At 67.6% G+C, this 15,740-nt stretch carries 14 protein-coding genes and 1 tRNA gene; 3 read left to right on the plus strand and 12 right to left on the minus strand.

The annotated features are described in order from the left end of the window. Window positions 1-69: 69 nt before the first annotated feature. Complete coding sequence (thrC, locus tag HMPREF2826_RS08610) at window positions 70-1,554, plus strand: threonine synthase (protein WP_070640977.1); 1,485 nt, start codon at window positions 70-72, stop codon at window positions 1,552-1,554. Continuing rightward, window positions 1,551-2,486 (plus strand): homoserine kinase, encoded by a 936-nt coding sequence (thrB, locus tag HMPREF2826_RS08615; protein WP_070640979.1) that lies wholly within the window; start codon window positions 1,551-1,553, stop codon window positions 2,484-2,486. The genes thrC and thrB overlap by 4 nt, the downstream gene beginning before the upstream one ends. A 30-nt stretch (window positions 2,487-2,516) precedes the next feature. Here the strand turns inward: thrB and HMPREF2826_RS08620 are convergent, their stop codons facing one another. The 7 genes from HMPREF2826_RS08620 to rho form a co-directional block, all read right to left on the minus strand. After that, complete coding sequence (locus HMPREF2826_RS08620) at window positions 2,517-3,227, minus strand: ABC transporter ATP-binding protein (RefSeq protein ID WP_070640981.1); 711 nt, start codon at window positions 3,225-3,227, stop codon at window positions 2,517-2,519. Next, window positions 3,228-4,043, minus strand: a complete 816-nt coding sequence (locus tag HMPREF2826_RS08625; RefSeq protein WP_246824739.1) for an ABC transporter ATP-binding protein — start codon at window positions 4,041-4,043, stop codon at window positions 3,228-3,230. Window positions 4,044-4,149: 106 nt separating this feature from the next. After that, the gene (locus HMPREF2826_RS08630) at window positions 4,150-5,301 is read right to left on the minus strand and encodes a branched-chain amino acid ABC transporter permease (RefSeq protein ID WP_070640985.1); all 1,152 of its coding nucleotides are present in this window, start codon (window positions 5,299-5,301) and stop codon (window positions 4,150-4,152) included. 8 nt (window positions 5,302-5,309) lie between these two features. After that, window positions 5,310-6,185 carry a branched-chain amino acid ABC transporter permease gene (locus HMPREF2826_RS08635; RefSeq protein WP_070640987.1) on the minus strand — a complete coding sequence of 292 codons (876 nt, stop codon included), beginning with the start codon at window positions 6,183-6,185 and terminating at the stop codon, window positions 5,310-5,312. Between the two features lie 114 nt (window positions 6,186-6,299). Then, entirely contained in the window at window positions 6,300-7,484 is a 1,185-nt protein-coding gene (locus HMPREF2826_RS08640; RefSeq protein WP_070640989.1) for an ABC transporter substrate-binding protein, read from the minus strand. Window positions 7,485-7,726: 242 nt separating this feature from the next. Next, complete coding sequence (locus HMPREF2826_RS08645) at window positions 7,727-9,127, minus strand: hypothetical protein (protein ID WP_070640991.1); 1,401 nt, start codon at window positions 9,125-9,127, stop codon at window positions 7,727-7,729. Window positions 9,128-9,454: 327 nt separating this feature from the next. Continuing rightward, window positions 9,455-11,404, minus strand: coding sequence for a transcription termination factor Rho (rho, locus tag HMPREF2826_RS09180; RefSeq protein ID WP_083307371.1), 1,950 nt, complete (start codon window positions 11,402-11,404; stop codon window positions 9,455-9,457). 546 nt (window positions 11,405-11,950) lie between these two features. On the opposite strand from rho, the gene HMPREF2826_RS08655 reads away from it, so the two are divergent. Further along, window positions 11,951-13,147, plus strand: a complete 1,197-nt coding sequence (locus tag HMPREF2826_RS08655) for a glycosyltransferase family 4 protein (protein ID WP_070640993.1) — start codon at window positions 11,951-11,953, stop codon at window positions 13,145-13,147. A 149-nt stretch (window positions 13,148-13,296) separates the two neighbouring features. Here HMPREF2826_RS08655 and rplT read toward each other — a convergent pair whose 3' ends face one another. The 5 genes from rplT to HMPREF2826_RS08680 form a co-directional block, all read right to left on the minus strand. After that, window positions 13,297-13,662: a 50S ribosomal protein L20 gene (rplT, locus tag HMPREF2826_RS08660; RefSeq protein ID WP_058270165.1), complete on the minus strand. Its 366-nt coding sequence runs from the start codon at window positions 13,660-13,662 to the stop codon at window positions 13,297-13,299. Window positions 13,663-13,704: 42 nt separating this feature from the next. Further along, window positions 13,705-13,905, minus strand: coding sequence for a 50S ribosomal protein L35 (gene rpmI / locus HMPREF2826_RS08665; RefSeq protein ID WP_058270164.1), 201 nt, complete (start codon window positions 13,903-13,905; stop codon window positions 13,705-13,707). Between the two features lies 1 nt (window position 13,906). Further along, window positions 13,907-14,476: a translation initiation factor IF-3 gene (gene infC, locus HMPREF2826_RS08670; protein ID WP_148138368.1), complete on the minus strand. Its 570-nt coding sequence runs from the start codon at window positions 14,474-14,476 to the stop codon at window positions 13,907-13,909. 316 nt (window positions 14,477-14,792) lie between these two features. Then, window positions 14,793-14,881: transfer RNA gene (locus HMPREF2826_RS08675), tRNA-Leu, on the minus strand. A 123-nt stretch (window positions 14,882-15,004) separates the two neighbouring features. After that, window positions 15,005-15,739: an MBL fold metallo-hydrolase gene (locus HMPREF2826_RS08680; RefSeq protein ID WP_058270163.1), complete on the minus strand. Its 735-nt coding sequence runs from the start codon at window positions 15,737-15,739 to the stop codon at window positions 15,005-15,007. Window position 15,740: the final 1 nt, after the last annotated feature.

Consider the following 15,740-nt stretch of genomic DNA (forward strand, 5'->3'; position numbering starts at 1 on the left):
GCCCCTGGGCGGGCAACGCTATCATACGGTGCGCACGCCCATGCATGCACGAGGACAAGGAGCGCACCCGTGGAAACGTTCTATCACAGCACGCGAGGCTGCGGCGGCTCCGTAACAAGCAAGCAAGCAATACGTGCCGGCATCGCCCCGGACGGGGGCCTGTACGTCTCGGACCAGCTGGGCGACAGAAAGCTTGACCTTTCGGTCGTGACGGGGCAGGGCTACCGCCAGACGGCGTGCCAGGTGCTCTCGACGCTGTTGCCCGACTTCAGCGACGAGCAGGTCAAGGACTGCGTCGCCGGCGCCTATGGCGACACCTTCGACAGCGCCGCCGTGACGCCCGTCTCGCCCCTGGGGCACGACTGGCTGCTCGAGCTCTACCATGGCCCTACCTGCGCCTTCAAGGACGTGGCCCTCCAGATGCTCCCCCGCCTCATGACCGCCGCGCGCGACGCGGACGGCCCGCGCATCATGATCGTGACCGCGACATCGGGCGACACGGGCAAGGCAGCGCTCGCCGGCTTCGCCGGCGTCGAGGGCTGCGGCGTCACGGTCTTCTACCCGGAGGGCAAGGTCTCCGAGACCCAGCACCTTCAGATGGCCACCCAGACGGGACGCAACGTCGCCGTCTGCGGCGTCACGGGCACCTTTGACGACTGCCAGGCCGAGGTCAAGCGGATCTTTGCCGACGTCGCCCTGCGCGACGAGCTCGCCGCGGGCGGCGTCGCCCTCTCGAGCGCCAACTCCATCAACGTCGGGCGGCTCGCCCCCCAAGTCGTGTACTACGTTGACGCCTACGCCCAGCTCGTGCGCAGGGGTGCCGTCACGCTCGGCGAGGCCGTTGACTTCTGCGTCCCCACGGGCAACTTCGGCGACGTGCTCGCGGGCTACTTTGCCAAGCGGATGGGCCTTCCCGTGGGCAGGCTCGTCGTGGCATCCAACACCAACAAGGTCCTCACCGACTTTCTCGCGACCGGCATCTACGACCGGCGGCGCGCGTTCGTCAAGACCATCTCGCCCTCCATGGACATCCTGGTCTCGTCCAACCTCGAGCGCATGCTCTACTACCTCACGAACGGCGACGTCGAGCAGGTAGCCGCCTGGATGGGCTCCCTCGCGCGCGAGGGCGTCTACGACATCGGCGCGACATGGCTCGCACGGCTCCGCGAGACCTTTGACGGCGACTTTGCCACGGACGCCGAGACGAGCGCGGCCATCCGCGCGGCCTGGGAGGACGAGGGGGTGCTCATCGACCCGCACACGGCCGTCGCCTCCTGCGTGCTGCGCCGCCGCGCGCCCGAGAGACGCCAGCGCGTGTGCCTCTCGACGGCAAATCCCTACAAGTTCTCGGCCGACGTCCTCGCGGCGCTGGGCGTGGCGACGCAGGGCATGAGTGACTTCGCCTGCATGGACGAGCTCCAGGACCTCACGGGCATCTGCGCACCGCCCCAACTGCGCGACCTGCGAAGCGCCCCGATCGCCCATGACTCCATCTGCGAGCGAGGCGCCATGAAGAGCTTCCTGTCCCATGCCTGCGCGAGGATCTTCCGATGAGCCGCCCGCACGTCGCGGCGTCGCCCGAAGGCGCGCGACGGGCGACGCCCGTCATCATCGAGGTACCCGCGACCTCGGCCAACGTGGGCGTGGGCTTTGACTGTCTTGGCATGGCGCTCGACCTCGTCGCGCGCTTCTCGTTTGAGACGGCCTCCCGCACCCGCATCGACGGCTGCCCCGAGCGCTTCAGGGGTGCGGACAACCTCGTATGGACGAGCTTCCTGGAGACCTGTCGCAGGCTCCGCCGCGAGCCGAGGCCCCTGCACATCACCATAAACTCCCCCATCCCCCTCTCGGGGGGCCTGGGGTCAAGCTCCGCCTGCGTCGTCGCGGGCGTCATCGCAGCGCAGGAGCTGGTGGGAGACGGCCTCGATCGTGACCAGGCGCTGGACATCGCCTGTGAGCTTGAGGGGCATCCGGACAACGTGGCGCCCGCCATCCTCGGCGGGCTCGTGAGCTCGTTCGTCGACCGGGGTCGCACCCACCCCGTCCGCCTCGAGGTGGCGCCCAACGTCAGCTTCGTGGCGATCGCGCCGCCCTATGAGCTGCGCACGGCCGACGCCCGCGAGGTCATGCCCCGACAGGTCTCGCTCGAGACGGCCGTCTGGCAGGTGGGGCACTGCGTCGCCGCCGTCCACGCCCTGGTCACGGGCGACCTCGAGCTGTTCTCCGCCGCCTCCTCGGACAGGCTGCACGAGCCGTACCGGGCGCCTCTCATCCCCGACTACGAGGCCCTCAGGCGCACGGCGCTCGCGGCGGGAGCGTCCGCCTACCTGATAAGCGGGTCGGGCGCGACCATGCTCGCCGTCTGCGACGGCGAGCGCGTGGCGCGGCGCGTGGCCGACGCCGTCCTGGGCATGGTGGAGAACCGCGTCGAGGGCCTGTGGGTGCGCACCCTGTCCGCACGCTCGGCGGGGGCGCGGGTGGCGTGAGGCGCCTCGCAAGACGCCCGGCCGCCTCCCCTATCCGCCCAGGTAGGCCTTGCGCACGTCGTCGTCGTGCAGGAGCTCGGCTCCCGTGCCCGTCTTGCTGATGGTGCCCGTCTCCAGGACGTAGCCGCGGTGCGCGATCGAGAGCGCCATGGAGGCGTTCTGCTCGACGAGCAGAATCGTCGTGCCCTGCTCGTTGAGCTCCTTGATGATGTCAAAGATCTCCTCGACGAGGATGGGCGCAAGCCCCATGGACGGCTCGTCGAGCATGAGAAGGTCCGGGCGGCTCATGAGGGCGCGTCCCATGGCAAGCATCTGCTGCTCACCGCCGGACAGCGTGCCAGCGGACTGCGCGACGCGCTCCCTGAGGCGCGGAAAGCGGGCGTAGACCCGCTCGACCTGCTCGCGGTTCTCCTCGTCGGTGCGGGTGTAGCCTCCCATGGCGAGGTTCTCGCCGACGCTCATCTGGGTGAACACGCGACGTCCCTCGGGACAGAGCGCCAGGCCTCGCTCGACGATCTTGTGGGGCTTGGTGCCCACGATGTCCTCGCCCTTGAACGAGATCGAGCCGCCCTCAGGCCGATTGAGGCCCGCGATCGTGTCGAGCGTCGTCGACTTGCCGGCACCGTTCGCCCCGATGAGTGACACGATCTCGCCCTCGTTGATGTCAAACGAGATGCCCCGGACCGCCTTGATCGCGCCGTACGACACGTGCAGGTCCCTGACGGACAGAATCTGCGCCACCTACCTCACCCCAACCTGCTTGCCCAGATAGGCCTCGATGACCCTTGGGTCGTTCTGGATCTCCTCGGGCGTGCCCTTGGAGATGATCTTGCCATAGTCGAGCACGGCGACGCCCTCGCAGACGCCGCTCACGAGCTGCATGTCATGCTCGATGAGAAGGATGGCGATCTGGAACTCGTCGCGGATGAGCTGGATGTTGCTCATCAGCTCCTCGGTCTCGTTGGGGTTCATGCCGGCGGCAGGCTCGTCCAGAAGCAGCACCTTGGGCTGGGTCGCGAGCGCGCGCAGGATCTCAAGGCGACGCTGGGCGCCGTAGGGCAGGTTGCCGGCGGTCTCGTCGGCAAGCCCGCGCATCCCAAAGATGTCAAGGAGCGTGAGGGTCCTGTCGCGAAACTCCTCCTCCTGGCGCCAGTGGCTGGGCAGGCGCAGAATGTCGGCGACGAGAGAGGAGGGCATCGCGTTCGTGAAGCCCACGAGCACGTTCTCGGCCACCGTCATCCTATCAAAGAGGCGGATGTTCTGGAAGGTGCGCGCGATGCCCATCTTGTTGACCTGGACCATCGACTTGTTGGCCGTGTCAACGCCGTCAAGCAGAATCGTGCCGCGCGTGGGCTTGTAGACGTTGGTGAGCAGGTTGAAGATCGTCGTCTTGCCCGCGCCATTGGGACCGATGATGCCCGAGATCTCGGTGCGTCCCAGGGCGATGGAGAAGTCGTCGACCGCCGTGAGGCCGCCAAAGTCGATGCCGAGGCGCTCGGCTTGGAGCACCGGCTGCGAGCCGAGGTCGCGCTCGGGAATGAGATTGGGGGTCTCCATCTGCACGAGCACGGAGCGACCCCTCCTGGGTCCGCCCTGCGCGCCGACGGCGTCCGCCGAAGGTGACGTGCCGTCAACACCCGTCGGCACGGACATGCGCCCTTCCTTAGGCATGGACGTTCGCCTCCTTCGCATCGTGGTCGCCAGGGTCAGCGGCGGCCGGGACGGCCTTCCAGGGCAGGCGCCCGTTCAGGGCGTTCTCGACCCAGCGGGACAGCGAGAAGTCGTACGAGCCCAGCAGGCCCTGGGGACGGAAGATCATGACGAGGATCAGGACGACGGCGTAGGCGACCATGCGGTAGTCCGAGAAGGCGCGCAGGGCCTCGGGCAGAATCGTCAGCACGGTGGCGGAAAGCACCGACCCGATCATGGAGCCCATGCCGCCGAGGACCACCATGACCAGTATCTCGATGGACTTCATGAAGCCGAACTTGGCCGGCGCCATGACGCCGACGCAGCCCGCGTAGAGGCCCCCGCCGACGCCCGCGAAGAAGGCGGAGGCGACGAAGGCGAGCGTCTTGTAGTAGGTGACGTTGACGCCCGACGCCTCCGCGGCGACCTCGTTGTCGCGGATGGCCAGGATGGCGCGACCATGGCGCGACTTCATCAGGGCGTGGATGACGAAGAGCGAGACGGCCACGACCGCAAAGGTGTTGACGAAGTTCGTGTAGCTGGGGATGCCCGTGAGGCCCTTGGCGCCGCCCGTGAGCTCAAAGCCCAGGACCGCATCGACGTTCTGCATGACGACGCGGATGATCTCGGCAAAGCCGAGCGTGATGATGGCGAGGTAGTCACCCTTGAGCCTGAGCGCCGGCACGCCGATGATGATGCCGCAGACGGCCGCCACGGCGCCGCCGAACAGCAGCGCGAGGACGAGCAGGGCGAGGGCGGCGGGGCTTCCCGTCACGAAGTCCCGTGCGCCGACCCCAAAGACGGGCTCCAGCCGCATCAGGAAGATGGCGCAGGCATACCCGCCCACGGACATGAAGCCGGCATGGCCCAAAGGCAGCTGTCCCAGGTAGCCCGTCGCGACGTTGAGCGACACCGCCATGATGATGTAGATGCCCACCTGCTCGAGGACCGTCGTCTGATAGCGGGTGATGACGCCCCCGTCGACGAGCAGGTTGCCGACGACCAGAAAGGCGAGGACGAGCAGCGCGTTCATGGCGTAGCGCATCGGCATGGACAGGCGCCTCTGGACGGGCCCCGTCGTGGCGCCCAGCGAGATGACGGGCTTGTCCGTGGTCTGAGTTCGCATGCTCCCCCCTAGACCTTCTCGCTCATGGTACGGCCGAGGATGCCGGTGGGCCGCACCACGAGCACGATGATGAGCAGCATGAAGACCACGGCGTCCTTCCAGGTGGAAAGGCCTATGGCCGAGACGAACACCTCGGCGAAGCCGACGAGCAGGCCGCCTATGACGGCGCCGGGTATGGAGCCGATGCCGCCGAGCACGGCGGCGACGAAGGCCTTGGTGCCCAGCATGATGCCCATCGTGGGCGAGGCCTGCGTGTAGGCCATGCTGTAGAGCACCGCGCCGATGCCCGCGAGGGCCGAGCCCATCGCGAAGGTGAAGGAGATGGTCGAGTTGACGTTGATGCCCATGAGGCGGGCGGCGCCCATGTCCTCGGAGACCGCGCGCATGGCCTTTCCGAGCTTGGTCCTCTGCACGAGAAAGGTCAGGACGGCCGTCGAGACGACGGTCACGACCACGGTGATGAGGGCTACCGTCGAGAGCTGCGCGGCGCCGATCTGGACGTTGCTCACGTCAACGTAGCTGGGAACCACCTTGGCGTCGGCGCCGAAGACCAGCTGGGCACCGTTCTCCAGGAAGTATGAGACGCCGATCGCCGTGATGAGGATCGAGAGCCTCGGCGCCTCGCGCAAAGGGGCGTAGGCCACCTTGTCGATGAGCACGCCCAGAAGCGTGCAGCCGGCCACCGAGAGCACGATGGCGAGCACGGGGCTGAGGCCCAGCTGCGCCATCACGATCCACGAGATGTAGGCGCCCGCCATGATGATGTCGCCATGGGCGAAGTTCAGCAGCAGGATGATGCCATACACCATCGTGTAGCCCAGCGCGACGAGCGCATAGATGCTGCCCAGCTGCAGCCCGTTGAGCACCTGCGTCAAAACCGTCACGGCACAACCCTTCCCTTCCTGATGTCCTGCCGGATGCCGGCCGCCGTCGCACGCCACGGCGCCGGGAGTCAGGCGACAAGCCCCCGGCGCCGTGCCGTGCCCGATGTCACGCCGCTAGGCATCGATGGTGGTGAACACCTTCTCGGTGCCGTCCGCGTCAAAGCTGATGACGAGCGTGGACTTGACGGGGTCGCCCGTGCCGTCGTACGAGATGGCGCCCGTCACGCCCTGGACCTTCCCCTTGGCGATCTGGTCGATGACCGCCTGCTTGAAGTCGTCCTTCGCAGGGTCGCCGCCCGCGTCGAGGGCGCCCTTGATGCCCTGGGCGAGGACGTTGGTAGCGTCGTAGCCGAGGGCACAGAAGTTCGTGGGGTCCTCGTTGAACTTCTCCTTGTAGGCCTTCACGAACTCCTGGACCCCGGCGTCCTCGTTGGTCGCGACGAACGAGCAGCAATAATAGCAGTTCTGAAGGTCGGCCGCCGAGGCATACTGGCCGGAGGCGATGTTGGACCAGCCGTCCACGCCAAAGATGGGGCCGGAGAATCCCTGCTGGCGTGCCTGGGTGATGATCTTGCCGTCGTCCTGGTAGTAGTTGGGACAGAAGATCGCGTCAACGCCCGCCGAGATGATGGTCGTGAGCTGGCTGTTGAAGTCCACGTCACCGTCCTGATAGCCGGACTGCTGGGGGACGCTGATGCCCTTCTTGCCCGCCTCCTCGACGAAGGCCCCGTTGACGCCCGTGGAGTAGTCGTCGCCGTTGTTGTAGATGGTGCCGACGGACTTCCAGCCCTGCGACTGCGCGAAGTCGGCCATGACCTTGCCCTGGAAGGGGTCGGTGACGCAGGCACGGAAGGTGTTGGGGCCAAAGCTGATCACCTCGGCCGCCGTGGCGGAGGGGGTCACGCAGGGGAGGTTGTCGGCCACGGAGGCCTGTGCGACGGCGATGGAGGGCGTGGACGTCACGTCGCCGATGATGCCGATGACGCCGTCCTCGACCATCTTGTTGTAGGCGTTGAGCGCCTCGGTGGCGTCGCCCTTTTCGTCCTGCTCGTCAAGTTCGACGGCGTAGTCGCCGATGCTGGGGTTGTTGGCAAAGTAGAGCTCCGCGCCGTTGCGGCAGGCGATGCCGTACTGGGCGACGCTGCCCGAGAAGGGGCCGAGCACGCCGATCTTGATCGTCTTGTCCGAGCTGGACGCCGACGTGCCGCCACAGCCGGCCAGAAGCGACGCGCCGCCGAGGCCCGCGGCCGCCAGGCCGCCAAACTTGAAGAGGTCGCGCCTGCTGAGTGAGTGAGTCATGATGTCCTCCCAAGGTTGAGCAGTCCGACCAACCAGATGGTGTGCAGGTCGGGGGTTGACCAGATACTTTATGCCGCCCCCATGCTTCTGCCAGGTGCGCCGGGGGATACTTATTTTGTTCGTAACAACACGCCGCCGCCCGAAAGCGCCAGACGCACAGGCTTTCAGGACGCAGCGCGACGCGGCGGCACGCCGTCGCCCAAAAGAGGAGCGGCCGAGCGCACGGCGCAGGTCATGGCCGCCTAGGCTATGGCGTTTTCGACCAGGGCGGGCTTGGCCATGTGCCTGGGCTGGTACTCCGTCTGCGCCCGCCGGTTCGCCTTGCCTGCGATGACGTCCGTCGATCGCAGCGAGAGCGAGCTGTCGAGCACGTGCAGGCTGTCCGTGGGGTCCATCTGCGCATAGGCGCGCGCGCGACGGGACGCCTCGTCCTTGATGATGCCGTCCACGTACGTGCGGGCGTTGAACGCGGGGTCGGCGAGCACGGGCGCGGGCGTCTCGTCATGGGACAAGACGAGGGCGGGAGCCTCGGCGGGAACGTAGAGGCTGATCTTCTCGTCCATCGAGGCCAGCGCGAGATTCCAGTCGTCGTCGCGCTCCGCGCCGGCCGTCGGGGCGAGGGGCACGTCGACGTCATCGTCAGTCGCGAGGACGCGGTCCTGGGTCGTCACGGCATCCGCGCGGGGCGTGGGCCACCTCCGTCCGCGCGCATCCGTCGGGCGCGCGCCACGGGCGGTGCCGGGAGTCACGCCGGGGGCGGGGGCGGCTCCCGCCCGCCGCGCGGGGGCGCCTGCGGAGACGCACGATGACGCCTGCGCGACGTTGCCTCCGACCAGGCGCACGGAGTCGCCCAGGCGGTCGTTCCACCACGAGGTGCCCACGTCGCCCACGCTGCCGTCGGCGCGCTCGATGATGGGCAGACCCTCAAAGCGGTCGCCGCCCAGTCGCTCGGCAAGCACCTCCCTGACGCCGCGCGCCTTTGCGGCAAGCCGCTCGGCCAAGGTGATGCGGCTGACGTAGTGCTCCGCAAAGTCCTCGAGGTCGCTCGAGAGGTGCTGGGCGCCATCGCGCGCGGGGGCGTCAGAGGTACCGGCCGCCGTCGTGAGAGCACGGCGGGGCGTCGGCGAGGGCGAGGCGGCAGCGTCGGGCTCGACCTTCCGGGCGCGGGACCCGGCATGCCCGGTGATCGGCAAAACGCGCGGGCGGTCTCCCTCGCCCCGACCGTCCGACGGGTGGCCGCCGGACGCCGGACGGCCGACGTCGGGCAGGGCGGAGAGCCTCTCCCGGCCGGCAAGGGACGCCGCCGATGCCTGACGCTCCAGGGGACGGACGGCGGGAATGTCATCCGTGACGGCGGACGGGACGGGACGGGGGACGGCGGGGCTCTCCCCTGCCGAGCGATCTTCGGACGCCCTCATGTCGGCACGGCTCTGCAGCGCAAAGCTGACGCCGCAGGCGACGCCCGTGATGACGGAACCCGCGAGCACGCCGAGCGCGAAGGGATACACGACGTCCGGGCTCAGCGACCCAGCGACGCTCGTCTCGCCAAGCGCCGCCCGAGGCAGCAGGGTCATGCCGACGCCAAGCGTGGCCGACCAGGCAAGACCCGCTCGGACCGCTTCGTCACGTATGCTTCCAGCCATCGTCACTCCCTCGCGCCGCGACCGTCACGCCCCTCGGGCGGGCACGTCGCGGTGCCCGACCTAACGAGACGACTGTGGCAGTGCAGGAAAGACTGACGCCTTGGCAGTCACGATGCTGAGTCACGCTCGTCCGGCAGGTTTCGTCTTAGCTGCATGTGCCGACATGGGAACGGAAGGTTCCCTCTCTTTGCATGATACCGCCTGGCATGCCGTTTGCAAGCGAAAGACGCCCAAATGCCGGCCGTTTTGCCTTGCAGGGGCGCGGCGGGGGCGCCTGCGGGCGTCAGACCCGCCAGCGGACGCCCCCGGCGACGTCGAGGACGTCGGCTAGGCGATGTAGTCGCTGGACTGCTGGGCGCGCTTGGCGGAGCGGATGAGGAACTCCTGGTTGTCGTTGGTCTGCCGCAAGCCCTTGACCAGGGCGGAAGCCGAACGCTCCGTGTTGTTCATGTTGGCGAGGACGCGGCGGATGCCCCAGATGAAGGGCGTGAGCTGGGGGTCAAGCAGAAGCTCCTCGTTGCGGGTGCCGGACGCCACCGGGTCGATGGCCGGGAAGATCCGGCGGTCGGCAAGGTCGCGGTCGAGCTTGATCTCCATGTTGCCGGTACCCTTGAACTCCTCAAAGATCACCTCGTCCATCTTTGAGCCCGTGTCGACGAGCGCCGAGGCGATGATGGTGAGCGACCCCCCGCCCTCGATGTTGCGGGCGGCGCCGAGGAACTTCTTGGGCGGGTAGAGCGCGGCGGAGTCGACGCCGCCCGAGAGGATGCGCCCGGAGGGGGGCTGGGCGAGGTTGTACGCGCGAGCGAGCCTGGTGATCGAGTCGAGCACCACGGCGACGTCCCTGCCGAGCTCCACCAGGCGCTTGGCATGCTCGATGACGAGCTCCGAGACGGCCGTGTGGTTTGACGCCGGCATGTCGAACGTGGAGGCGACGACCTGTCCCTTGATGGAGCGCTCCATGTCGGTGACTTCCTCGGGACGCTCGTCCACGAGAAGGCAGAACAGCTCCACCTCGGGATTGTTCGTCGTGATGGACTGGCAGATGTGCTTGAGGACCGTGGTCTTGCCCGCCTTAGGGGGACTCACGATGAGGCCTCGCTGGCCCTTGCCGATGGGCGCGACGAGGTCGATGGCGCGACCGGTGATGGAGTCCTTGCCATGTTCCATGACCAGGCGCTCGTTAGGGAAGATGGGCGTGAGGTCCCGGAAGCGGGGGCGGTTGCGCATCTCCTCGGGCGCGCGTCCGTTAACCGTCTCGACGCGCTGGAGGGGGGGATACTTGCTGTTGTTGGAGCGGGCGGGCCCCACCGACCCCTCGATGGCGTCGCCGGGCCTCAGGCCAAGCTGGCGAATGAGCTGCTGGTGCACGAAGGCGTCATCATCCCCGGGCATGTAGTTGCCCGTGCGCAGGAAGCCGTAGCCCTCGTTTTGGATCTCGAGCACGCCCCGCACGCGCCTGAAGCCCTCGGCGCGCGCGGCCGCCTCATAGATGCTGGTGACGAGCTCGGCCTTCTTGAGGCCGACGTACGCGACGCCAAGCTCGGCCGCCTTGGACCTGAGCTCCGCCACCCTGAGGGACTCGAGCTCCTCGCGCGTGAGGCTGGGCGCGTTATTGGGTGCCGCCTGTCCGCTTCGGCGGTTGCGGCGGTTGCGGCGGTTGTTGCGCTGGCCGTCAAAGCCGTTTGACGTGCCTGAGGCACCCTCGTCGGGGCGGGCGCGACGGCCGCGACGCTTTTGGGCCGCGGGGCGCGGCGCGGCGCGGCCAGGCTCCTCGGGCACGGCGGGCGTGGGCGACGCGGGCTTCTCGTCGCGCGTCTCCTCAGGGCGCTCCGCATGCCCCGCCCCCGTGGCCAAGGCTGCGTCCGCGACGTCCTGCTGGACCTTCTTCTTCCTGCCCCGCCTCTTGGGGGCGGCGGAGGCGTCGGCCTCGGCGATGGTCATGGTCGGAGGATCAAGCACCGTCCCGAACGCCTGCGTGGCCTGGGTGACGGCCTCAGTCAAGTTCCTGACGTCAAACTGCGCCTGCTCAGACGGCGCGTCCTGCGCGGCGGCCTGCTCCGCCTTGCGGCTTCTGCGACGGCGGCGCGGCTGGGCCTCCTGCGTCGCGGACGGCGCCGGCTCGGGCGCGGCCTGGTCCTCGCCCGTGGTGGAGCGGGAGGCCCTTGACCTGGCGGTTCTGGGCTTTCTCGCACGCGTGGGACGGGCGGGCTCGTCGGGCGACGTCGGGATGGCACCGGCGGGCATGACGCCCTCGTTCGGACCCTCTTCTGACATATGCGTTCCTATCTCGTGATGGGGCCAACGGCCCAACGCAGCACCCCGTCCCACGGTGGCATGCCTGCCGCGACCGTCGCGAGACAAGCGCCCAAGGCGGGGCGTCAGGGTGAAAGCTGGTTAAGAGACGACAAAGGTGACGGCGGGTCATCGTCGGGACCCGGCATTGTCTAGCCTATATCATCGTCAGCGTGCGCGCAAGGGCGAGCGGGCATAAAAAAGTCGCTCCCTGCAGCCGCGAAATGAACCCACCTTCCCAGGTGGGTGCCCTCGTCGCCGGTTCCAGCTTCCTCAACAGCGGAGGATGCCTGTACTGAGGACGATATATGGGCTCCCTCAAAACGCTTGTCGGTTCACCCAGTTGTTGCTGCAGGGAGACGACACCTTCACTATACGGGAGTCACGCGACAATACCAGTCTTGACTTGTCACGCTCGATGACAAGAATAAAAGGGTGAGCGCTTTTTCCCGCCCGTGCGCTCTGTCAGCCGACCGCCCCGCCGCGACGGTCGCAGCACTGCCACCAGTCTGGGGGACGAAGCGTCACATGCCTGAGCCCTGGGTCATTCATCTCGCCCTTCTTGGCGTAGCGCTGCTCACGACGCTTGCCGTGACCCCGCTTGCCAAGCAGGTCGCCCGCAGGATCGGCGCCATCGACCGCCCCGGCGCCCGGCGCGTCAACACGGTGCCCATCCCCCGCATGGGCGGCCTGGCCGTGTTCGCGGGTCTCGTCTCCGCCCTGCTCCTCCAGTACCTGGGCACCCTGCTGCTGGGCTGGCCCACCGCCTTCGCGCCCGCCCCGCACTTTCGCAGCATGGACTATCACCTCGTCGAGCTCGGCTTCGTCATCATCTTTCTCACGGGCGTCCTGGATGACGTCTTTCAGCTCAAGCCCTGGCAGAAGCTCCTGGGACAGGTGCTCGCGGCCGCCGTCGCCGTCGCGGGCGGGCTGGTCATCGGCACCGTGGTGAACCCCTTCACCGAAGGGCCGCTCAACCTGGGCTGGGCCGCCTACCCCATCACGATCTTCTACCTCGTCGCCTACGTGAACATCATCAACCTGATCGACGGCCTCGACGGGTTGGCAACGGGCATCTCGTCCATTGCGGCGCTCACGATGCTGTTTCTCTCCGTCCTCGCCGGTCGCAACGACGCCGCCGCGCTGTCCGCCGCGCTCGTGGGGGCCACGCTCGGCTTTCTGCGCTACAACTTCAACCCCGCAAGCATCTTCTTGGGTGACTCTGGGTCCCTGCTGCTCGGCTACGCCCTCGGCACCATCTCGCTGCTGTCGGTCACGCGCGTCGCGGGGCTCACGACCATCATCGTGCCGCTGGTCGTCGCGGCCGTCCCCATCATCGACACCTTCTCGGCCATCGTCCGGCGCAGGAGGGCCCACGTGAGCATCAGCCAGGCGGACCGGGGCCACATTCACCACCGCCTCATCGACGAAGGGTTCAACCAGCGTCAGGCCGTCCTGCTCATCTATGGCTGGACCACCCTTTTGTGCGCGGGAAGCCTCGTGATGACCCAGGTGGCCGTGGTGCCGCGTATCGCCATCTTCCTGGCGCTGTTCGTCCTCTCGGCCCTCTTTGCCCAGCACCTGCACCTGTTCAGGCCCGTGCTGCTCCACCGGGCCAGCCCCTGCGACGACGAGGGTGATGTCAAGAGGCAGGACGAGGCCGGCGCTGACGACGCGGAAGGGGCGCCCACGTGCGAGGGGCGCGCCGGACGCGACAAGAGATAGCCTGCGGGAGGGGGACGCCGCAGGCGCGAGGGCGACAGGCTCGTAGGCCCAACATCAGACTCGCAGGCCGGTCTCACATGAGGCGCGCCCCGCCGCGGCAATACGTCGCGGCAGGGCGCGCAAAAACGTGCTGACGCACAGGTCGTGGCCTACTTGGCGGCCTCCAGGGCCTTCTTGGCGACGGCGGCGAGGTCGGCGAAGGCGGCCTCGTCCTCGTAGGCGACCTGGGAGAGGACCTTGCGGTCAAGCTCGATGCCGGCGAGCCTCAGGCCATGCATGAACGTGCTGTAGGAGAGGTCGTTCATGCGGGCTGCGGCATTGATGCGCTGAATCCACAGGGCGCGGAAGTCACGCTTCTTGTTGCGACGGTCGCGGTAGGCATACTGTCCGGAATGCTGGGCCTGCTCCTTCATGCCGCGGAAGGTGCGAGAGGAAGTCCCGTAGTAGCCCTTGGTGCGCTCGACCAGGGTCTGACGCTTCTTGCGACCGGCGACTGCGCGCTTGACACGTGCCATATCGTATCAACTCCTTGAATGTCTGATGGTGCGCGTGCGCGCCTAGTTGTTGCTGCCCATGCGCTGCGAGACGACCTTGGCGTCGCAGCTGGCGAGCACGGCCTCCTTGCGGAACCCGCGAATGCGCTTCTGAGACTTCTTGGTCAGGATGTGGCTCTTGAACGCCTTGGCACGCATGATCTTGCCGGTGCCGGTGCGGCGAAAGCGCTTTGCCGAACCCTTGTGCGTCTTCATCTTGGGCATGCTAGTTCTCCTTCTGACTCTCGATGCCGCCCTCGCCGTCCTTCTCGTCGAAGGCTCCCTTGATCGGGGCGACAAGCATGTGCATGTTGCGGCCTTCCATCTTAGGCTGCTGATCGACCGTCGCATAGGGGGCGAGGTCCTCGGCAAGCCGGTCGAGCACCATCCTGCCCTGCTCCGGATGGGCCATCTCGCGCCCACGGAACATGATGGTGATCTTGACGCGCGCGCCCTTCTTGAGGAAGCGCATGACATGGTTCTTCTTGGTGATGTAGTCCCCCACGTCGATCTTGGGGCGGAACTTCATCTCCTTGACCTCGACCCTGACCTGCTTCTTGCGGGCGGCCTTGGCCTTGCGGTCCTGCTCATACTTGAACTTGCGATAGTCCATCACCTTGCAGACCGGAGGCTCCGCGTTGGGAGCGATCTCCACGAGGTCCATGTGCTGGTCCATGGCAACGCGCAGCGCGTCACTCAGGCCGAACAGGCCCAGCTGCGACCCGTCCACGCCGATGAGGCGGCACGTGCGTGCGGTGATCTCGCGGTTGACGCGAGGTCCATCGTTCTTGGCTATCTTCTACACCTTCCCTTCGCTGCGGCGGGACTCGTCGCGTCCGTGACGCCCACGCATGAAAAAACCTGGAGCCAACAGCATCCAGGAGACAACACCCCAGCTCGTGGGGACAAGGTTCATTGTCTGACCAGACAGCTGCCTGACGGCGCCGTGTAGGTGGGGGCTCACGCACAGTCCCGCTTCTTACGTACTCTATAAGGATACGCCAGCCGGGCGCGGCATGCAAGGGCGCGATGTGACCCTCGCCAAGACACGCACACAACCGGGCCGGACGATTGGGGTCGGCTGTCCCGTGCGACGTCCCTAGGGTGCCATATGGTGCCCGGAGTGGGGGTCGAACCCACACGCTGGTTTCCCAGCTGCGGATTTTGAGTCCGCCGCGTCTGCCAATTCCGCCATCCGGGCACGAGGCAGTGAAACTATAGCAAATAAACGGCCCAGGAGGCCGCGACGTGGGCGGCCGCACGCCGATCGCCGCCGGAGCGCGCGGCGAGTCGCCGTGACCTGGCGGTTGCGGCGCCGAACGCCCTACGACCGCAGGTAGGGGTTGGAGGCGAGCTCCTCCCCCATCGTCGTCATCTCGCCATGCCCGCAGAAGAGCCTGGTCTGGGGGTCCAGTTCGCGCTTGAGACGGGCGAGCGAGAGGCTCATGTCCCTTGGGCTTCCGCCCGTGAGGTCGGTGCGGCCGCAGGAGCCCTGGAAGAGGGTGTCCCCCATGAAGGCAACGCCCGTCGCCGTTCCCTCGCCCACGAGGCAGACGCTGCCGGGGGTGTGGCCGGGCGTCTCCATAACGCGAAAGCGGGCGCTCCCCAGCTCGAGCACGTCGCCCTCCTCATAGGTGAGGTCCGGCTCCGGGGCGTTGTCGTCGTAGGCCCTGCCCGTCTCGCTGGGCTCGCCGGCGTGGCGAGCGAGCTCGGCGTCGGCGGGATGAATCACATAGCGGCCTCCCACGGCCTCGCGAAGCGCCTTGACGCCGCCCACGTGGTCGCCGTGACCATGCGTCGCCGCCAGGTAGCGCACCGTGACGCCCTCGGGCAGATGCTCGGCGACCTTGGCGCCGGAGTTGCCCGGGTCGACGATGAGGCACTCGCCCCGCGACACGTAGGCGTAGCAGTTGGTCTCAAGTGGTCCCACCACGAACAGGACGATGCGGTCGCGCTCGCCCGTCCCGCCGCAGCCGTGGCGGCCGCAGCAGCCCTGACCCTCGTCGTGGTGGCGACCGCCGCAGCAGCCGTCCGCGCGGCCCTCGTCATGCTCTGACATC

Source organism: Olsenella sp. HMSC062G07 (assembly GCF_001811895.1).
GTDB lineage: Bacteria > Actinomycetota > Coriobacteriia > Coriobacteriales > Atopobiaceae > Olsenella_F > Olsenella_F massiliensis.